This window comes from Arcticibacterium sp. SM2516 (assembly GCF_057914865.1).
In genome coordinates this window covers 493416-514664 of the sequence record NZ_CP195290.1, presented here as the reverse complement: position 1 = coordinate 514664, position 21249 = coordinate 493416, and the positions used below count along the sequence as shown (strand labels likewise).

Annotated in this window: 12 protein-coding genes; 9 read left to right on the top strand and 3 right to left on the bottom strand. The window is 36.0% G+C overall.

Annotation, left to right across the window (positions count from 1 at the left end; genetic code table 11):
• Nucleotides 1-118: 118 nt before the first annotated feature.
• From ACSBFT_RS02240 to ACSBFT_RS02230, 3 genes are all read left to right on the top strand, one after another.
• Nucleotides 119-1492, top strand: a complete 1374-nt coding sequence (locus tag ACSBFT_RS02240) for a glycosyl hydrolase (protein WP_489603204.1) — start codon at nt 119-121, stop codon at nt 1490-1492.
• The gene (locus ACSBFT_RS02235; RefSeq protein ID WP_489603203.1) at nt 1489-2937 is read left to right on the top strand and encodes an oxidoreductase; all 1449 of its coding nucleotides are present in this window, start codon (nt 1489-1491) and stop codon (nt 2935-2937) included. Before ACSBFT_RS02240 ends, ACSBFT_RS02235 begins: the two co-directional genes overlap by 4 nt.
• A gap of 154 nt (nt 2938-3091) precedes the next feature.
• On the top strand, nt 3092-3859 hold the full coding sequence (locus tag ACSBFT_RS02230; RefSeq protein WP_489603201.1) for a 3-ketoacyl-ACP reductase: 768 nt from the start codon (nt 3092-3094) through the stop codon (nt 3857-3859).
• Between the two features lie 105 nt (nt 3860-3964).
• Here ACSBFT_RS02230 and ACSBFT_RS02225 read toward each other — a convergent pair whose 3' ends face one another.
• Genes ACSBFT_RS02225 through ACSBFT_RS02215 form a run of 3 tightly spaced genes read right to left on the bottom strand, consistent with a single transcriptional unit; the run spans nt 3965 to nt 13976 of the window.
• Entirely contained in the window at nt 3965-11086 is a 7122-nt protein-coding gene (locus ACSBFT_RS02225) for a leucine-rich repeat domain-containing protein (protein ID WP_489603199.1), read from the bottom strand.
• Nucleotides 11087-11105: 19 nt separating this feature from the next.
• Nucleotides 11106-13667 (bottom strand): leucine-rich repeat domain-containing protein, encoded by a 2562-nt coding sequence (locus tag ACSBFT_RS02220; protein WP_489603198.1) that lies wholly within the window; start codon nt 13665-13667, stop codon nt 11106-11108.
• 15 nt (nt 13668-13682) lie between these two features.
• Nucleotides 13683-13976 carry a LytTR family transcriptional regulator DNA-binding domain-containing protein gene (locus ACSBFT_RS02215; protein WP_489603196.1) on the bottom strand — a complete coding sequence of 98 codons (294 nt, stop codon included), beginning with the start codon at nt 13974-13976 and terminating at the stop codon, nt 13683-13685.
• Nucleotides 13977-14347: 371 nt separating this feature from the next.
• Here ACSBFT_RS02215 and ACSBFT_RS02210 point away from each other — a divergent pair, with 371 nt between their 5' ends.
• The 6 genes from ACSBFT_RS02210 to ACSBFT_RS02185 all read left to right on the top strand — a co-directional run bounded on the left by ACSBFT_RS02210 (nt 14348) and on the right by ACSBFT_RS02185 (nt 21061).
• Nucleotides 14348-16177, top strand: coding sequence for a sensor histidine kinase (locus ACSBFT_RS02210; RefSeq protein WP_489603194.1), 1830 nt, complete (start codon nt 14348-14350; stop codon nt 16175-16177).
• Nucleotides 16174-16794: a response regulator gene (locus ACSBFT_RS02205; RefSeq protein ID WP_489603192.1), complete on the top strand. Its 621-nt coding sequence runs from the start codon at nt 16174-16176 to the stop codon at nt 16792-16794. The genes ACSBFT_RS02210 and ACSBFT_RS02205 overlap by 4 nt, the downstream gene beginning before the upstream one ends.
• A 24-nt stretch (nt 16795-16818) precedes the next feature.
• The gene (locus ACSBFT_RS02200; RefSeq protein WP_489603190.1) at nt 16819-18111 is read left to right on the top strand and encodes a hypothetical protein; all 1293 of its coding nucleotides are present in this window, start codon (nt 16819-16821) and stop codon (nt 18109-18111) included.
• Nucleotides 18112-18184: 73 nt separating this feature from the next.
• Nucleotides 18185-18823 (top strand): TetR family transcriptional regulator C-terminal domain-containing protein, encoded by a 639-nt coding sequence (locus ACSBFT_RS02195; RefSeq protein WP_463046021.1) that lies wholly within the window; start codon nt 18185-18187, stop codon nt 18821-18823.
• A gap of 4 nt (nt 18824-18827) precedes the next feature.
• Nucleotides 18828-20153 (top strand): ABC1 kinase family protein, encoded by a 1326-nt coding sequence (locus tag ACSBFT_RS02190; RefSeq protein WP_489603189.1) that lies wholly within the window; start codon nt 18828-18830, stop codon nt 20151-20153.
• Nucleotides 20154-20761: 608 nt separating this feature from the next.
• Nucleotides 20762-21061: a LytTR family transcriptional regulator DNA-binding domain-containing protein gene (locus ACSBFT_RS02185; protein ID WP_489603187.1), complete on the top strand. Its 300-nt coding sequence runs from the start codon at nt 20762-20764 to the stop codon at nt 21059-21061.
• Nucleotides 21062-21249: the final 188 nt, after the last annotated feature.

Genomic DNA, 21249 nt, shown 5'->3' with positions numbered 1-21249 from the left:
CCATCTTTCAACATAATAACCACTCGATTTCTTCAAGTCGAGACATAAAATTATAACTGGTTTTCTCTAAGTATAAGGGTTATTAAAATTTCGAAATTCATAAAAACAGAACGTATCAATGCAAATTGATTTTGACTTAAGTGCAGGTGATTTAAAAAGTAAACTTGCCGGCTTCTGGAATTTATCCGGCAAAAAAATTCTTGATATTGAAAAGAATTACGACAGCTCCAATGGAGCACCCGTTTTCACCATCAATGGCAAATACTCTTCAAGAGGTTGGACAGAATGGACAGAAGGGTTTCAATATGGCTCGGCACTTCTACAGTTTGAAGCCACTGGAGACGAACAATTCCTAAAAATTGGAAAAGACAATACGGTAAACAAAATGGGCTCTCACCTGACGCATATAGGTGTGCATGACCATGGTTTTAATAATATCTCTACCTACGGAAACCTATTAAGGTTCATGAATGATGGGCTTATTCCTCATAACGAGTGGGAAGCTGAGTATTATAAAATGGCCTTAAAAGTTAGCGGAACCGTACAAGGAGCCAGATGGACAAACACCAAGGATGGCGGCTATATCTATTCTTTTAATGGTCCACACTCGCTTTTTGTGGACACTATAAGGTCGGTCAGGATTTTAATGCTGAGTCACTTTATGGGACATCAGTTTAAAGGCGAAAACGATCAAATCATCAGCCTTTTAGAAAGAGGAATTAAGCATATTATGGCTACCGCCAAATACAATGTGTATTACGGCGAAGGACGTGACAAATATGACGATTGGGGAAGAACAGCTCATGAGTGCATTTTTAATGTCAACGATGGAAACTTCCGTTCGCCAAATGCTCAACAGGGTTTTAGTGGATTCACCACTTGGACAAGAGGTTTAGCTTGGGCTGTCTGTGGTTTTGCAGAAGAACTAGAATTCTTCCAGAAAATTCCTGAAGCATCATTTCCTGAAGCATATCCTAAAGCTGAACTCTTAGCACTTTTAGAAAAAGGGGCTAAAGCCACTTGCGATTTCTTTATTGAAAACACGGCGAAAGATGGTATTCCATATTGGGACACCGGAGCCCCACATCTATATAAACTTGGCGACTATAAAGCGGTGAACTCTGACCCTTATAATGCCTTTGAACCTATTGATAGTACCGCAGCGGCCATTGCCGCACAAGGTTTACTAAGATTAGGTAAAATATTGAACGACGAGAAATACACAAAAGCAGGATTAACTTCTTCAAGAGCACTTTTAGGAAGCCCTTATATCTCTGAAGAATCAAGCCATCAGGGTATCTTGTTGCACAGTATTTACCATGAACCCAATGGCTGGGATAATGTGCCTGAAGGCCAAACCATAGCTTGTCATGAATCTAGCATGTGGGGAGATTATCACATGAGAGAATTGGCTATTTACATTGACAAAATGATTCAAGGTAAACCAGATTACGCATTTTTTAACTGTATGGAGGAATTTAGAAACAAATGAGTGACAAGAACAAAGCAAAATATCCAAAAATAGCTCAGCTAAAAACAGCAGAAAAATTCACGGAGCATTTAAAAGAGATTGGAGCGGAGCTACCATTTTCTACGGAAGTAGAATCAGGAGATTCTTCTGTTTTTGCAGAAAAAATAAAACTAAAATCTGGCTCTGAAATAGGCAACAGATTTTGCATTCTTCCTATGGAAGGATGGGATGGCACTACGGATGGAAAACCAAGTGAGCACACAAAACGCAGGTGGAAGAACTTTGCGGTAAGCGGTGCCAAATTACTTTTTGGATGTGAGGCCGTAGCTGTAAATCCTGAAGGAAGAGCAAATCCTAATCAATTAATGATTAACGAGGCCAACTTTCAAGATTTCAAAGACTTGCATGACATGCTGTATCAAGAGCATGGTGCAGAGTTTGGCAATACCTCAGACTTGATGGTAGGCTTGCAGCTGACCCATTCTGGGAGATTTTGCAAACCCAACGACAAACACAAGATGGAGCCTAAAATTCTTTACTACCATCCTGTATTAAATGAAAAACAAGGATTAGGTGAGGATTACCCAATTCTTACAGACGAGTACATAGACGGCCTTATTCAAGATTATATCAAAGCGGCTGTTTTAGCTCAAAAAGCTGGTTTTGACTTTGTGGACATCAAACACTGTCATGGCTATTTAGGACATGAATTCCTTTCATCTTACGACCGACCAGGCAAATACGGTGGAAGTATGGAAAACAGAACTCGCTTCTTGAGAGATATTGTAGCGGGTATAAAAGAAGCAGCACCGGGGCTACAGATGGGCATCAGATTAAGTGCCTTCGACTGGATACCATTTAAAGCAGATGAAGATGGTTTTGGAGAGCCTTTCAATGATAAGAAAAGCTATAAATACTCTTTTGGTGGATCAGAAGATGGTCTTTCAGAAGATTTAGAGGAGACTTTTCAATTTATCAAACTAGCCCAAGACTTAGGTATTGAACTTATCTGCGTGACGGGCGGGAGTCCTTATTATAACCCACATATCATTAGACCAGCCATTTTCCCTCCTTCAGATGGTTATTTGCCACCTGAAGATCCACTTTTAGGTGTCGCACGTCAAATACGTGTGACCGCACAGATAAAGGAACAATTCCCTGAAATGGTGATTATTGGTTCTGCCTATTCTTATTTACAAGAATGGCTTCCAAACGTAGCCCAAAGCGTATTAGAAGATAAAAAAGCCGACATGGTGGGTTTTGGTAGAATGGTATTAAGTTACCCAGAAATGCCAGCAGATATTATCAAAGGCGACGTGGTAAAAAGAAATAAAATCTGTAGAACATTCTCCGACTGTACCACTGGACCAAGAAATGGTCTTATTTCAGGTTGCTTTCCGCTAGATTCCTACTATAAAGCAATGCCAGAAGCTAAAACAGTGAAGGAGATTAGGAGTAAAATGTAGTTCTTCCCATAATGATTCAATGCTCCAAGGATTAATTGATGCAATAGATGAATTAAACAACTATTTGAGCATTGAAACATTTACACATTGTAGCATTAATCACTTTAGATAAAAAAAGCCCGCAGCTCAAAACTAAAGGCTCAAAGCAATAAAAATGAAAGTAGCACTTATAACAGGAGGAAGCCGAGGAATAGGCCTAGGAATAGCTAAAGCATTAGCCGAAAAAGGATATAGCCTTGCTATAAACGGGGTAAGAGATGAAAGTGGCGTAAGTGAAATTTTAGATGAATTAAAAGCCTACGGTCAAGACGTAATCTATTGCCAAGGAGATATTTCTAAAGCGGAAGACAGACAGAGTATTGTGAGCAAAATTAAAGACCATTACGGTCAATTGAATGTTTTGGTCAATAATGCAGGAGTAGCTCCAAAAGTCAGAAAAGACATGTTGGAAGTAGATGAAGAAAATTTCGATTACATGATGGACATTGTCCAAAAAGGCACCTTTTTCATGAGTCAGTTGGCTGTAAAAGAACTGATTGCAGGCAAAGAAAAAAATCCAAACTTTGAGGCCTGTATGATAAACATTACTTCTATTTCAGCCAGAACGGCATCAACCAATAGAGTGGAATACTGTATGGCAAAAGCCAGTTTAAGTATCATGAGCAGCTCTTTTGCTGTTAAACTGGCAGAATTTGGAATTCCTGTTTACGAAGTACAGCCCGGTGTTATCTCCACAGATATGACCACCGTAGTAAAAGAGAAATACGAAAAATTAGCTTCTGATGGTGTAATTCCAGAAAGACGCATGGGTACGCCAGAAGACATCGGTAAAATAGTAGCGGCTATGGCCACAGGTCAAATACCGTATTGCACCGGTCAAATGATAGCTCCCGATGGCGGAATGGGGATTTGGAGGTTGTAGGGTCTTCTAAAACTGTTAGTTTACTTCTCAATAATTTCTTTGCTCTTTCGTATAAAAAAGCTTGAAGAACCTGAAAAGAATTTTCCAGATTCTTCAAACTTACAATTATTCACAACCTCCATTCTCAGCTAAGAATACTGTTCCTTTATCGGCTTTAAAACCTGGTCCGAGAAGAATATGGCTCCCCGCCCGTATGGTAACCTTCGAATTTCCTGTCAATTTATTTGTTGCAGTTACTGTTCCGTTGGAACTACTGACTTCTTTTAGCACAACACCTGAGTTATAATCATCAGCTGTACTTTGCAAAACTAAGTTTTGAGTACAAGTACATATACCCGCATCCGATGCACAGAAATCTGCCCATGTAGCAACCATTCCTGTATTTCCAGATTCGACAGAAACCGATGTTAGATGATTGCATAAACTCTTTAAACTAGCTGGATAACAACCTGTGAGTTCATTATTATTAAGATAAAGCGTCTCAAGTTCATCCAACTCTGAAAGTTGAGCTGGTAGTTTCCCCGATAAATTATTATAGCTCAAATAAATAGAACTTACCCTACCATTAGAATTTAACCCAATGCCAGACCATTCGTAAAAGGACTTATCCGATAACCAATTAGTATTATTATTCCAATTATCACCATTTGTAGAGTTATATAAGGCTACTAAGGCAGTATAGTCGGGGTTCGTTGAAAGATTTTCTTTTAATAGAAAATCTCCAGTTTCCAAAGTCAAATAAGGGACTTTGTTGCTAGTTACTAGACATTTATAGACCCCAAACTTATTGGGTTTCAGATTGGACAGAACTAGAGCGGTATTAGTTTCGCCAGTAAGGGGCGAATTATTAAAGTACCACTGATAACTATTCTCAGTACCTCTCACAATAGCGTTCAAAGTCTTGCTGCCATTAAAGGGGATTGTATAAACCAACTCTTCAGATGTCTTCTTCTGACTGCCATAGTAACTGCCGTATTGCCATGGATAAGTTAGCGTAGCATAATGTTCAAACTGGTTTTCAAAATCACCAAAATGGTAGCTATTACTCGAAATGTCAAACAACTCTAAACCATTAACAGAAGAAAAGTTAGGAACTGTACCGGTTAGATTATTACTAGACAAATAGATTTTTTTAAGGAACTGTAAACTATTTAAATTTGAAGGCAAAATCCCGTCTAGATTATTACTAGAAAGTTGTATGTCCGTTACATGTTTACCATTATTTATGATGGCCGTCGTAATGCCAAACCAAGTACTTACATTTTCAGTTTCTCTTGTCCCTAACGGATTCCAATTTGTCTTATTCACCCAATTAACCCCTTCTGTATTATTGAATAAAGCAATTAAAGCATCTAACTCACTCTGAGGTATGCTATTATAATTGCTACAGTCTGTCTCTCCCCAAGCTATATTTGAGTAAGAGCTGGCATACGAACTAGATTGCCAAGAAGAAACATGAGCTAAAGGAACCGCCACACAGAATAAATGCTGATTACTTCCTATATCTAGTGAATTGTAATAACGCTCATAATAATCCAACCCTTCGTAATTATAGGCTCCATCAAAAGCAGATGGTGCAATTCCTAATTTAAGCCCTGCAATTTGATTGTTTTGAATTTTTAAACTTTTTAGGTTCACAAGGTTTTCAAAATCTAGTTTGTTTGATATGGCGTTAGAACTAATATCCATATGAACAATGTTGGTTAAGTTATTCAGTTCTGCGGGAAGATATTTTAACACTCCGCCGCTTGCTCCTTGCTGTCCTTTTATTTCCAGAATTTTCAGATTAGACAAATTCCCAACTTCAGGAGATATCTCGTTAATTTCATTCTGATTTAGCCTTACTGATTCTAACTTAGTTAAATCTTCAATTTCAGAAGGAATAGAGCCTACCAGTAAATTACCATTTATCTTTAAATCGGTCACATGCTTTTGACCATTAATAATAGAAGTCTTAACCCCATACCATGCTCCTACGTTTGGTTTGTCTGTGGCATCTACCAACCACGGTACTCCATCATATCCTGACAAATCATTTCGCCAAGAGTTCCCTGAAGTACTGTTAAAGAATGCGATTAGAGCTTGCCTCTCAGAATCTGGAACACTATTATCACTAACACCAGCACAATTATCGCTGTACACCACGCCATTATCAATATACCCTCCAGCCTCAGAATAATCAGAAAGTTGCCATGAAACCAATTCTGATGTTGGCACTTCAATACATCCTAAAGCATTACGTCTGGCAGAAAAGTAATGATTAGCAGTAAAAATGGTAGGGCTTACTCCAATTTTCAAGTTGGAAATATTGTTATAGTTAACCTGTAAGTAGTTGATAATATCAAGCTTACTTAAATCCAGATTACCAGAAATAAAGTTATAAGACAGATTTAGACTCGTGAGAGCTTCTAAATCTCCTAGCTCCTCAGGTACAGAAGTTAATCGATTATAGTATAAATTCAACTCCTTTAAGGAACTTAAACCTCCTATACTTGATGGTAACGTACTAAGAGCATTAGTATATAAATTAAGCCTCTCCAACGAAGCTAAGTCTCCAATGCTTGCCGGAAGGCTTGTTAAACTATAATCCGTACCATTGTGCTGAGAAGTTAGGTTTAGTTCTTTCAAATTTGTTAATCCCCCAATGCTAGAAGGTAAGCTATTTAAACGATTTTGACTTAAATCCAAATATTCAAGACTGCCCAAATTTCCTATCTCATCAGGAAGTGAAGATATATGTTGATTATTTATTGTCAAACGTACCAGATTGCTTAATTGACCAATTTGTGAAGCTACAGACGTAATTCTTGGATGTGGGGAATAACCAACTCCTAAATAAAGCTCTGTAAGTTCTGTTAAATCCTTAATTTCAGATGGTATTACGCCATTTAAATATTTACCATAGAAGACTATCTTAGTTACATGTTTCTGTCCATTAACAAGTTCTGTGGTCACACCTTCCCAGGCTCCTACATTACTGAGTGAATTTGGGTCTGTATCCCAAAAGTTTCCTGTCCAGCTTGTGCCACCATCTGTAGCATTGTAAAAAGCTATTAGGGCTTCACGCTCCAGCTGAGGAACTCGATAGGCACTACAGTTATCATTAAAAACTACACCATTATCAACATAATTAACATGCCCACTCGATTGCCAATTCGACACCTCTGAAGTGGGCACCTCTACGCAAGTAATGTAAGGGTTATTATCCAATCGAAAATTGCTTAAACCATAAATATTAGAGGGACCTATACCCAATTTAACGTTAGAAATCTTATTATGGGAAAAGTTTAAATGGTTTAAAGCCGTCAAATTAGTCAAAATCAAATTGCCCTCAATTACATTACTTGATGCAGAAAAAACTTTTAAAGCAGTTAAGTCACCTATTGTACTTGGTAATGACGTTAAGGTCTTTTCTGTGACATTGCTCGTGGTATTATAAAAACTCTGATAATCTAGATTTAACGTTTCCAAAGCTCCCAAATCTCCTATTTCATCAGGCAATGAAGCAAGACGATTATGGCTCAAATTCAACTCCTTTAAGGAACTTAAACCTCCTATACTTGATGGTAACGTACTAAGAGCATTAGTATATAAATTAAGCCTCTCCAACGAAGCTAAGTCTCCAATGCTTGCCGGAAGGCTTGTTAAACTATAATCCGTACCATTGTGCTGAGAAGTTAGGTTTAGTTCTTTCAAATTTGTTAATCCCCCAATGCTAGAAGGTAAGCTATTTAAACGATTTTGACTTAAATCCAAATATTCAAGACTGCCCAAATTTCCTATCTCATCAGGAAGTGAAGATATATGTTGATTATTTATTGTCAAACGTACCAGATTGCTTAATTGACCAATTTGTGAAGCTACAGACGTAATTCTTGGATGTGGGGAATAACCAACTCCTAAATAAAGCTCTGTAAGTTCTGTTAAATCCTTAATTTCAGATGGTATTACGCCATTTAAATATTTACCATAGAAGACTATCTTAGTTACATGTTTCTGTCCATTAACAAGTTCTGTGGTCACACCTTCCCAGGCTCCTACATTACTGAGTGAATTTGGGTCTGTATCCCAAAAGTTTCCTGTCCAGCTTGTGCCACCATCTGTAGCATTGTAAAAAGCTATTAGGGCTTCACGCTCCAGCTGAGGAACTCGATAGGCACTACAGTTATCATTAAAAACTACACCATTATCAACATAATTAACATGCCCACTCGATTGCCAATTCGACACCTCTGAAGTGGGCACCTCTACGCAAGTAATGTAAGGGTTATTATCCAATCGAAAATTGCTTAAACCATAAATATTAGAGGGACCTATACCCAATTTAACGTTAGAAATCTTATTATGGGAAAAGTTTAAATGGTTTAAAGCCGTCAAATTAGTCAAAATCAAATTGCCCTCAATTACATTACTTGATGCAGAAAAAACTTTTAAAGCAGTTAAGTCACCTATTGTACTTGGTAATGACGTTAAGGTCTTTTCTGTGACATTGCTCGTGGTATTATAAAAACTCTGATAATCTAGATTTAACGTTTCCAAAGCTCCCAAATCTCCTATTTCATCAGGCAATGAAGCAAGACGATTATGGCTCAAATTCAACTCCTTTAAGGAACTTAAACCTCCTATACTTGATGGTAACGTACTAAGAGCATTAGTATATAAATTAAGCCTCTCCAACGAAGCTAAGTCTCCAATGCTTGCCGGAAGGCTTGTTAAACTATAATCCGTACCATTGTGCTGAGAAGTTAGGTTTAGTTCTTTCAAATTTGTTAATCCCCCAATGCTAGAAGGTAAGCTATTTAAACGATTTTGACTTAAATCCAAATATTCAAGACTGCCCAAATTTCCTATCTCATCAGGAAGTGAAGATATATGTTGATTATTTATTGTCAAACGTACCAGATTGCTTAATTGACCAATTTGTGAAGCTACAGACGTAATTCTTGGATGTGGGGAATAACCAACTCCTAAATAAAGCTCTGTAAGTTCTGTTAAATCCTTAATTTCAGATGGTATTACGCCATTTAAATATTTACCATAGAAGACTATCTTAGTTACATGTTTCTGTCCATTAACAAGTTCTGTGGTCACACCTTCCCAGGCTCCTACATTACTGAGTGAATTTGGGTCTGTATCCCAAAAGTTTCCTGTCCAGCTTGTGCCACCATCTGTAGCATTGTAAAAAGCTATTAGGGCTTCACGCTCCAGCTGAGGAACTCGATAGGCACTACAGTTATCATTAAAAACTACACCATTATCAACATAATTAACATGCCCACTCGATTGCCAATTCGACACCTCTGAAGTGGGCACCTCTACGCAAGTAATGTAAGGGTTATTATCCAATCGAAAATTGCTTAAACCATAAATATTAGAGGGACCTATACCCAATTTAACGTTAGAAATCTTATTATGGGAAAAGTTTAAATGGTTTAAAGCCGTCAAATTAGTCAAAATCAAATTGCCCTCAATTACATTACTTGATGCAGAAAAAACTTTTAAAGCAGTTAAGTCACCTATTGTACTTGGTAATGACGTTAAGGTCTTTTCTGTGACATTGCTCGTGGTATTATAAAAACTCTGATAATCTAGATTTAACGTTTCCAAAGCTCCCAAATCTCCTATTTCATCAGGCAATGAAGCAAGACGATTATGGCTCAAATTCAACTCCTTTAAGGAACTTAAACCTCCTATGCTAGTTGGTAAAGTCGAAAGAGCGTTTGCTGACAAATTTAGCTTCTCCAATATGGCTAGGTCGCCGATAGAGCTAGGCAATTCTGTTAATTTATTATTCTGTAGAGGTAATTCTTTTAGTAAATCTAGGTTTTGTAGCGTATTGGGTAATACGGTCAGTTCGTTATCATTTAAGGTTAATTCCGTTAGAAGAACTAAGTTTCCTAAATCTGAAGGCAAGTTATTTCCATTTCTGCCCAATCTATTTTGATGTAACCTGAGCTCTTTCAGCTTCAACAGATTCCCCAATCCGGGGAAAATGATTTGAATTTGATTATTATTTAAATACAGTTTTTCTAAATCGACCAAACCACCCATTCCGCTTGGTGTATTGGTTATCAAACTCCCTGAAAAGTCTAAAACAACCAACTTTATTAGATTGGCTATTTGTGTTGGAATACTTGAAATAGGATTTGGTGACGCATACAACTCAGTCAGATTTACCAAGGTACCTATGGTAGAAGGAATCAATGTAATCTGATTATTAGCAAAATTCAGTTTCTCCAGATTTGTCAAATCTCCAATTCTTGTGGGAATAAGATTAATGCCGCAGGAATTAAAATAAAACTCTTTCAAACTTGACAAATCGCCAATAGCAGCAGGAATTGTTTGTAAGCTCCCGTTGTTGGAAATATCGAATTTTTCAAGTTTGTCTAAATCACCAATTTGCGTTGGTAATTGAGAAATACTATTATAATGCAAATCCAATTCCATTAATTCAGTCAAATTCGAAATACTTGCAGGTAAACTTCCATTGAGATTCATGGAAGGCAGACTAATCTGAGAAACCCTCCTTTCTCCTCCAACAATGGTATATGCAAGACCCATTTTTGAATTAGGGTTCACTAATAAGTCGAGGTTCGCATAAGTTGCCTGAGACCAACTCACTCCATTGGTCGAGGTGTATAAGTCATTTAATGCAGTTCTATCTCCTACATTTAAAGCAGCCAAAGAAGAACAATCATCAGAAATGACTAAACCTAAATCGAAATAGTTTAGACTTAGATTGTAAAAATGAGCCAGTCTGGCTGTAGGTACTTCCAAGCAGCTCAAATTCGAGTTATTCTTTGCATTAAAAGAGCCATAAGAAACAGCTGAACCTAATTTGACAAAAATTAATGAATTATCATTTAGTATAACCTCACTCAAATAATTTAAAGCACTTATATCCAAGCTCCCTATCAATAGATTCTGGCTTAACTTAAGAGAACTTAATCGAAAGAATGCTGACAAGTCTGGCAAGGTTCCATTTAGGTTATTATTGCTCAAGTCTATCTCTGTAACATACTCTACACCAGAAATACTCTGGGTAGTAATGCCATACCAAGTATTTACATCCGATGTACCAGAAGCATTGGTATCCCAATTTGTTTTATTTGTCCAAGAGCTACCTTGCGTATTATTATAAATACCAATCAGGGCGTTTCTTTCAAGCCCAGAAATTTGAGCTTGGGCATAGATAGATACTAAAAAGAATAGGATAAACTTTTTCATGTTCGTAGTTTTTAAATAATTAATCGCACCCACCATTCTGAGCCAAGAACACAGTTCCGCTATGGGCAACAAACCCAGGTTTTAAATAAATGTATCTCCCTGCCGAAAAAGTAGATTTCGCAGTTCCCGTAATCTTATTTGAAGCTTCTATAAAACCTGTGCTATTTTTAACATCTATGTTTGTTTGCCCTGATGAAACATCATCGGCCATGCTAACTAAAACTGTACTTTCAGCACATGGAGGTAAAGTGCCCGGACAAACACCTGCATTAGACGAACAGAAGTCTTCCCAACTAGCGTCTAATAGATAGTTGTAAAACTGGGCTGTTGTCAATTGTCCACAGAGTTTTTTAAGGTTATAATCAAAACAACCACTTAGTCCCTGGTTTGCAAGTTTAACAGATGTTAGGTGGACTAAGTCACCTAATGACCCAGGAATACTTCCGCTGATGTAATTACCAGTTGCTCCCACGTAATTTCCATCCATATGTAGGATGGTAAGTTCTGAAAGGTCGCCAAGTGAAGAGCTGAGTGTACCTCCTACATTATTCCCTTGTAAGTTCAAAGAAACTATTCGTTCTTCATTATTTACTTCGGCTTTGGCAGTTCCAAAAATGCCAGTAAAAGTACAATTGGCTGGAGGAGTAGCGTTTTCTGTTATAATTTCCCAGCCCGTATTGTATCTCCAATTCTCCCCTTCAGCCGCATCATAAAAAGCTTTCAAAGCCGCAAAGTCTGTCGCGGAACAGTTTACGCCATTTTTGAGGGGAACAAAATCACCTGTTTGTAGAGTCAAACCTGTTACAATATCGCTGTTTATTTCACAGAAATAACTTTTAGCTATTTGAGATGGCTGTATATTGTTTAGCACTAATGTGACATTAGTTTCTCCTGCTAAAGGACTTCCATCAAAATACCATTGATAGGTATTTTCGTCTCCAGAAACCACAGCTTCAAAAGTAAGACTTCCACCTATATTAGTTCTTAAATACGAATCTGGACCTACTTTTTTCTGTGGATTATAGTAAAAGGAGAATGCCGCATTAAAGTCATCAAATTTTGTTTCAAAATCTCCAAATTGAAACTTGTTTTGACTAATTGAAAAACTTTCCAAAAGTGGTAGGGTTGATAAATCTGGGACAGTTCCAGATATGTTGTTTCCATAAATGGATAGTGTTTGAAGACTACTCAATGAAGTAAAATTTGAAGGAATTGTCCCTGTCAATTGATTATTTCCAATATTGATTATTTTAAGGTTGCCTAATGTTCCAAGTGAAACAGGAATACTTCCTTCAAGCTTGTTATAACTTAAGTCCAGCTCTTCCAATGATACTAATCCAGATAAGGAAGGAATCGCTCCTTCAATCTCCAAGTCAAATAATACCAGTTTTTTTAAATTAGCAAGACCATTAATTTCAGATGGAATAGCTGCTATTTTTGGAGATCTTAAGGAATTGGTATTCTTAATTTGAAATACTTCTAGATGCTCCATATTACCAATTGAAGGTGGTATAGACCCGTTTATTCCCCATGCATCGTGAACAAAAGAAGTAATACGCTCAGCTCCTGCATTTTTTTCACTTGTTAAATACACAATTCCATAAAATGTACAGTTTGCTGGGGGAGTTGCATTTTCTTTTATAACATTCCAAGAAGTAGGCGAATTGTTAAACCATGAAGTCCCTCCTGCCGAATTGTACAAATCCTTTAATGCTGCAAAATCTGCTGGATGACAATTCACTCCATCCTCTAGAATAATTATATCTGGAGTTATCATTGTTAACCCAGGGATTGAGCTGCTAGTTACTACGGCTTTATATTTATCTTCTGCAAATTGACTTTCTTGAACATTTGATATAATTAAAGTCGCGTTAGTCTCTCCGTTAATCAAAGAGCTGTTTTTCTTCCAAACATACTGATTATTAGCTCCTGACACATTTGCATTAAGTGTAGCATTTCCTCCAATTTGAGCCCTTTCATTCCAAAAGTTATCTTTGAAGCTTTGGCTGTGAAATGTAAAAGAAGATATCGTTTGGTTGGAGGTGAAATTTGTTTCTAAATCTCCAAATTGAAAAAAGTTACCCGATATATTTAAACTAGTTAATGAAGGCAATGAACCAAAATCAGGCACTACTCCAGACAATCCATTATTGCTCAAATTTATATTTGTCAATTTAGTCAAATTCAGTAATTCGGCTGGAAGTGATCCATTTAAAAAAGCAATAGGGTATACCGTTTTAGTCTCCGCTAGAATAAGAGTTTTCAATTCAGTTAGATTACCTATAGAGCTAACTAAGACTCCTGTAAAACGGTTATACTGGAAAGATATACCTGTTACTCTTTCTTCACCGCCAATTGTCTCACTCGTTATTCCATAAATCCCTTGAAAAGTGCAGTTTACAGGCGGTGTGGTATTATTCTTTATAATATCCCATGTACCAGTTTGTGAACCATAAGACCAATCTTCTGTAAGTGTTAGGTTATAAAAGTCTTTTAGCGACTGAAAATCAACCGTATTACATTGGCCGTAAGAAAAATGGGCCACAAAGAAAATTATCGAAATTGTAAATATTTTTTTCATGTCAGGGTATTTTTATTAAGCTAAATATGAATTCAGAACTTCTTGTCGTCTTCTACTTACTTGCACCTTATTTCCTGTTTTCAGTTCCACCACTATACAACTACCGCTACAGTCTATACGTTTTATGAATTTTGGATTCAACACATGAGACTTACTCACTCTTAAGAAATGAGAATGGTCTTCATGGTGTTTTCTTAATGTGGTGCTTGAAACTCGCTTTTTACCATCTATAAGATGGAATTCAGTGTAATTCATGACGCCTTTAAGGAAGACAATTTCACTTTCTTCGGGGTATTTATTTCTTTTCATGGTACTTTATTTATTAATTGTGTATCAAAGTTCTATCGTTAACAATGCTGATCCTATGGGTTAAGTACCCATTATGAAAGGGTGTTTTTCCCGTATTATGTTTCCAGTCATATATGTATTTTGAGTAGACTTTGCGACTCTTAAATCTCCTTTACGCAAGAAGAACCAAAGTTTCTAAGTCGAGTTTTATGCAAACCTTCTAAAATAAATTTCTTTTTTTCATAGCCTACTCTAAAAATCTAAATGATAAAGTATTCTTCCTCTGCATAACAAAGTTCGGCAGAAGTCCACCTCACATACAATACCTCAAATGGGGTATTTTTGAATAGTTGAGAACATGTTACTTTTGATGCTAGCGTTGATAAATACAAATGAGGTTTTTCAAAAACTTAGCTACATTTTGTCTGATAATCCTATTCCTACTGCCAATTAAAGCAGTTGGTCAGATGGATACCGTTCTAGTTTCTAGTATTAAAACAATGCATTACATCAAGTCTTATGAAACATTTATAGACTCCTCAAAAAACTTAGTTATAAATGAAATAATGGATAAACAGTTTTCGAATTCCTTTATTTTAAAAAGTAAATATGGCTTGAGGCAAGGAGTGGGCAATTATAATTATTGGACACATATTACTCTTGAGAATGATTCTAATTCAGATAAAGAATTAATTATTGAATCAAAAGTATCAGGGATTGATAGAATACAGGTATTCCAAATTTTATCAGACAGCATAGTATTTGAAGAAAGCATAAACGGAAAACATGCCACTATAACAGAAAAACCACTTGGCAGTATTGAAAACGCTATTAAACTAAAGCTGACCTCAAATAAAACATATGACGTCTATATCCTTATCAATAAAGAAATAGGAGCCGTCAGAGGGAATATTTTAATTCATTCTCCACAGGCATTTTTTGTACTTAGTAAAGTGTATAACTCGCGAGTTTTCTTTCTTGTGGGAGTAGTATCCATCTTACTCATTTTTAGCTTTTTATTTTTCATATTAACTAGGCAGAAGACGTATATCTATTTTTTTCTAAATATACTTTTCAAAACATTAATTGTAGTAGGGATATTTGGCTATTACACATACTTAAAAATATCATGGCTTAATCATTACAATACCTCTCTTTATTGCAGTATAGATATAATCTTTCTTTTACTGCTTTTTGACTCATTTATTTCGGTAAATAAAGCAAAGACAATTCTTCGTGCTTACTTAATCACCGCAACGGTAATCTGTGTTTTAATATTCATTTTCAGGACGTCTGTATATCTTTATTATGCAAATTACATAATCCTTACTCTTGCTTTCCCCATTATTTTATATACCATATTTAAAAATTATGGTCAAAATAAAATTATTGCACTTACATTCGCCCTGGCAGAATTACCCCCATTCTCTGGCCTTTTAATTTTAATTATTGGAACGGTTTCACCGCAATCAAACTTATTTTCGCATTTTGTGGAGTACGGCCTGGTCTTTACCACAGTTTTATACGAAAGTTTCATTTTCTTAATTTCTATTATCATTTGGCAATTTTTTAACTTTAAAAAATCGGCGTCATTAAGTTTAAAATTAAATGAAGCCCAAAATAAAATAATTTCAGTACAAGAGGATGAACGAAAAAGAATCTCACAAGACATACATGATGATTTGGGAGGAACTTTATCCGCTTTAAAGGGAAAAGCAAATGATGAAAGTGTTAGCACGAGTGTAAAAAGTCTAATTGATAAATCAATTCAAGACCTAAGAACTATTTCTCGAAATCTACAACCTCAAGACTTTGAAAAACAGGGTTTAAAAGAATCAATTGCTCAAAATATTGCTCGATTGCAATTGAAAGGTGGTACAAAACTTCTATTTATTGTTTTTGGTCAAGAAAGAAAAATGGCCAATGAGCGTGAACTTAATATTTATAGAATTGTAAACGAACTTGTTAATAATATCATCAAACATTCCACAGCAAAATCCGCTACCATCCAAATGATTTATTATGACGATCATCTTCAATTATCGATAGAGGACTCTACTATCAAAACCAATAAAATTAAAAATACTTCAGGAATTGGCTTGGATAACATATATTCGAGAATAGAATACCTCCAAGCTAGGATAATTAGCTCAGCTAAGGACGGAAACTATAATTATGTTTTTGAAATTCCATATACAGCCAATGCCTTTGATATTCTATGAAATATGACATATTGATTGCCGATGACCACAAACTTTTTAATGATGGTTTAAAGGCTATTTTATCTCCCTACTTTAACTCAATCTCTCAAGTCTTTGAGGGGCAAAAAGTAATTTCTAAAGTCATAAAAGTAAGCCCACATCTTATTCTTCTGGATATTAATTTACCCAAAATCGATGGCTTCGAAATTGCTAAAGATTTAAGACAAAACTTTAACCATGTTAAAGTAGTTTTTCTTTCTATGTATGGTGAAATGAAATTTATAGAATTAGCTAAAGAAATACCTGTGGATGGCTATTTGCTTAAAGATTCTACAAAAGAGGAGCTTATAACTGGCTTAAATTCTGTACTTTCTGGTAACATTTATTATGATCCTAAGTTAGAAATAGATATACCCAATTTACATCAAAACGATTATTACGTTAAACGTTTTTCATTGAGCCCAAGAGAGGTTGAGGTTATAAAACTCGTGAAAACTGGTCGTTCGTCTAATGAGATTGCAGAGCTATTGTTTCTAAGTAGCCAGACTATTAGAACACACAGAAAAAACATTTACTTCAAATTAGGCATAAATAATATTTCGGAGTTAATACAATTTGCGAATAACAATGGAATTTAAATAGTTTACGAATTTACAATGAACATGAAAAAGTTCCTACCCCTCTTACTGCTTCTAGCCGCCTGCCAAACCCAAAAAAACACCAAACCAGAACTGGATAAACTAGCCACAGAATATGTAAAACTAGGTTTGGAGATAGGCCAGCAAGACTCAGATTTTGTAGATGCTTATTACGGGCCAGATAGTCTGAAGCCTGAACCCGAAGTGTACGAGGTTTTCCCAAAAGACGAATTTCTTTTAAAGATTTCATCGCTTCAAAATGACTTCAAAGCTTACTTGAATTTAGAAAAGGACAGCACCAATATTAAAAGAGCCAATTATATCAGTGCACAATTAAACGCTTATGCTGAACGTGTGAAAATTGTGGGCGGAGAAACTTCCGATTTTGATATTGAATCTATGGCTCTTTTTGGTGTAGAAGCTCCACATTATGATACTGCCCATTTCGACCAATCTATTAAAAAGCTTGATGCATTTTTAGAAGGTTCTGGCAGCTTACAAGATAGATTCCAAAGTTTAGCTTCCCGTTTTGTCATTCCTGTTGAAAAACTGGATACGGTTATGAAAACGGCCATTGCCGAAGCTAGAAGTAGAACGCACCAACATTATCCCATTCCGAAAAATGAAAACTTTAGCTTAGAATTTGTAACTGACAAAGCTTGGAGTGGGTATAATTGGTATCAAGGTAATTTCACCTCTTTGATTCAGATCAATACCGACTTCCCTATTTCTATTGAACGGGTGATTGATGTAGGAAGCCATGAGTCATATCCAGGGCATCATGTTTTCAATATGCTTTTAGAAGAAAACCTATATAACAAGCAAGGTTTGATTGAAACCAGCATTTATCCGCTTTTTAGTCCACAGTCACTCATTGCCGAAGGCTCTGCCAATTATGGTATTGACGTAGCATTTCCTGGAAACGATAAAGTAAAATTTGCAAAAGAGGTTCTTTTACCATTAGCTGGCTTAGACACCACTGGAATTAGTAACTATTTCGCTGCTTTAGAATTGGTTGGCGAATTAAATTATGCAGGAAACGAAGTGGCCAGAGGTGTTCTAAATGGTACTATGACAGACCAAGAAGGCATAGACTATTTAATAAAATATGGCTTTTACAGTCCTGAAAAAGCAAAACAAAGAATAGCGTTCACTAAGAAATACCGTAGTTATGTTATCAACTACAACTATGGTAAGGACTTGGTTAAGAATTATATAGAAAAGAAAGGAGGGACTTCTAAAAACCCTAAGAAAAGATGGGAGCTTTTTGGTGAACTTTTAAGTAACCAGATTTTACCTTTTGAACTTATCAAATAGTTTGTTTAAATAAAGTTGACTTTTGTTAAACTAAAATAAGACGGTAACTGTTTTTTAATAAACCTCAGAAATCATGGCAAAAACAAAAAGTTCTATCATCGACTTATACATGAACTGGACATTAGAGCATGGTGCTCCTCCAGCTAATGTTTATAAATTTTGTAAAGAAAATAAGCTCACCGAAACTGAATTTTATCAGCAATATTCCTCGCTTAATGTGCTAGCTAAAAGCGTATTCTCTGCTTTTTTTAAGCATACTATAAGCATGCTGGAAAAAGAGGCAGCTTACGCCACTTATGGTCCAAAAGAAAAGCTATTGAGTTTTTATTATACTTTTTTTGAAATACTAACGGCTAATAGAAGTTACATTTTACAAGAACTTCCTGCTAGTTTAAGTGACTTAAAGAAGCTGGACCAATTAACGAGCCTTAGAAAAGAATTTAAACATTTTACGAATGAGATTTTTGCAGAGCATATTTCTTCTGAAGTGAAAAATGTTCAAAAGGTAAAGGCTATCACTTTTGAAGAAGGAGCATGGCTGCAGTTACTTCTTATTATGGCTTTTTGGATAAAAGACGAGTCCGCTGGTTTTGAAAAAACAGACATTTTTATAGAAAAGGCCTTAACAGCCACTTTTGATTTGGTGGATAATACACCTATCAATTCTATTTTAGACCTTGGAAAATTTCTCTTTAAAGAAGTAGCCGCTTAATACAATGAACACCATTGATAGCATTCCCACTGGAAAGATAAATAGGGCCGCCAAACTCCTAAAAACCGGGGCAAAAGTGGGCGGAAACTATTTAAAATATTACGGAGAAAAGCTTATTAATCCAGATTTGGATAAAGAAAAGCTTAATGAATCTAATGCTGAAGATATTTACGACGGACTGAAGAACCTAAAAGGAAGTGCTCTTAAAGCAGCTCAAATGCTGAGCATGGAGAAAAATTTGCTGCCAAATGCCTACGTAGAAAAATTCTCCCTTTCTCAATTTTCTGTGCCTCCCCTCTCCGCTCCTTTGGTGAGAAAGACTTTTATAAAGTATTTCGGGAAGTCCCCCAATGAGATTTTTGACCAATTCTCTGAAAATTCAGTGAATGCCGCCAGTATTGGACAAGTGCATAAAGCAGTGAAAGACGGAAAAAGGCTGGCTGTCAAAATTCAATATCCGGGTGTGGCTGATAGTATAAGCTCCGACTTAGCTTTGGTTAAACCCATAGCTACGAGGATGTTTAACCTTCAGGGCTCCGACTCCGAGAAGTATTTTAAAGAAGTAGAAACCAAACTCAAAGAAGAAACAGATTATTTGCTAGAAATAACTCAGAGTAAAGAAGTTTCTGAGGCTTGTTCAGGCATTTCCAACTTACGTTTTCCAAAATATTATTCAGATTTATCTACGGATAGAATTCTGACCATGGACTGGATGGATGGCGTGCACCTTTCTGAATTTAAAACAGATAATCAAGATATCTCTAACAAACTCGGTCAGGCTCTTTGGGATTTTTATATGTTCCAGATTCATGCTTTGAAAAAAGTACATGCCGACCCTCATCCTGGCAATTTCCTTATCTCTGCAGAACATGAGCTTATAGCCATTGACTTCGGCTGTATGAAAGTTATTCCGGAGGAATTCTATGCACCATACTTCCATCTATTTGAGAAGGGGAATTTAGAAAACAAAACCGTTTTTGAGCAAGGATTAAAAGACCTAGAAATATTTAGGGAAGATGATAGTGAAGAAGAAAAGGCTTTTTTCTCCGAGCTATTTTATACCCTTTTAGAATTCTTTAGCCGACCTTTAAAAGAAGATTCATTTGACTTTTCGGATGAAGCGTATTTCAAAAATTTGGCAGAATTAGGCGAAAAATACGCCAGAAGCACCGAACTCAGAAAAATGAACGGCAACCGCGGCAGTAAACATTTTCTTTATATTAATAGAACACTTTTCGGGTTGTACAACCTGCTGCATGAACTCAAAGCAGAAATCAGTGTAAACACTTATCAGAAATACTTAACTCCGAACTTGGTACCAGCGGATTAAAATCAGTCATCGATTTGCTCTTGGGTTATCTTAACAAAAGGGCTGTTCCAAAATAATGGAGCAGCCTTTTTTATTGACGTTAAAGAAAAACATTACCATGGCAACCGCCGGATGCATCCTTTTATAAACTTAATGAACTAAAAGCTACCGCTTTAAAAGGACTGTTCCCTAGAATAAGTGGGGAAAGCCCTCGCAACTTCTCTTTAAAAAGTCACAAATATTACCCAAAATACCACATTTCGTAAAAGCACTAGACAGGGCATATTTCATATATCCCGACAATAGATACATATGTATATAGTGCTCCTTGGTTTATACTTTTTTACATTTTTTGGAAAGTTTATTGCAACAATCGAATAAAACCTTCGAAGGTTTATTTCTAAATATTTTCAGGAAAATAAATTATTTAATCCAACAGAAACTGGTCTATGTACCTCATCAAACTACCTCTTTTTCAATTGAAGGCATAGGTTTAAAAGAAAATCATATGAACAAAACACACCACAGCTCACTATTACTTTAGGCCTATTTAGTGAAACTTATAATTTGAAGTAGCCAAGAAAACCTTACTTCCAACAACCAATTATTAATCCAAAATATATAAAGTCATGAACAACGTAACTGAAGAAAAATCAAAAATTATCTTTCTAAAAGCAGATGCAAACTACACCGTATTTTTTCTAGATAATGGCACTAAACATGTATCTGCCTATAACCTTAAGAAGCATGAGGAAGCGGCAGAATTGAAAAGTTTCATTCGAGTTAATCGGGCATATTTGCTAAATCCAAAACATATCATAAAAACCGAAATAGAAAATAAAATCACCTCGGTTATTATGTCGAACGGAATTAAAACCACCATATCTAGGAGGAGAGGCTTATTTGAAAACAATACAGTGGTTGCATAAAATAGTCCATGGCTAACTCAGATTGTTATGAAATAATAAATATTAAATTTCATTTATACAGACAATGAGCAGCCACACCACCCATAAAACATTATGTATCCATAAAATAAACTCATTCGTATAAAAACGTAATTTATGGCGAGCAATTTGAAGCTAAATAAACTAAAATATTTTAACTAAGGGGATCT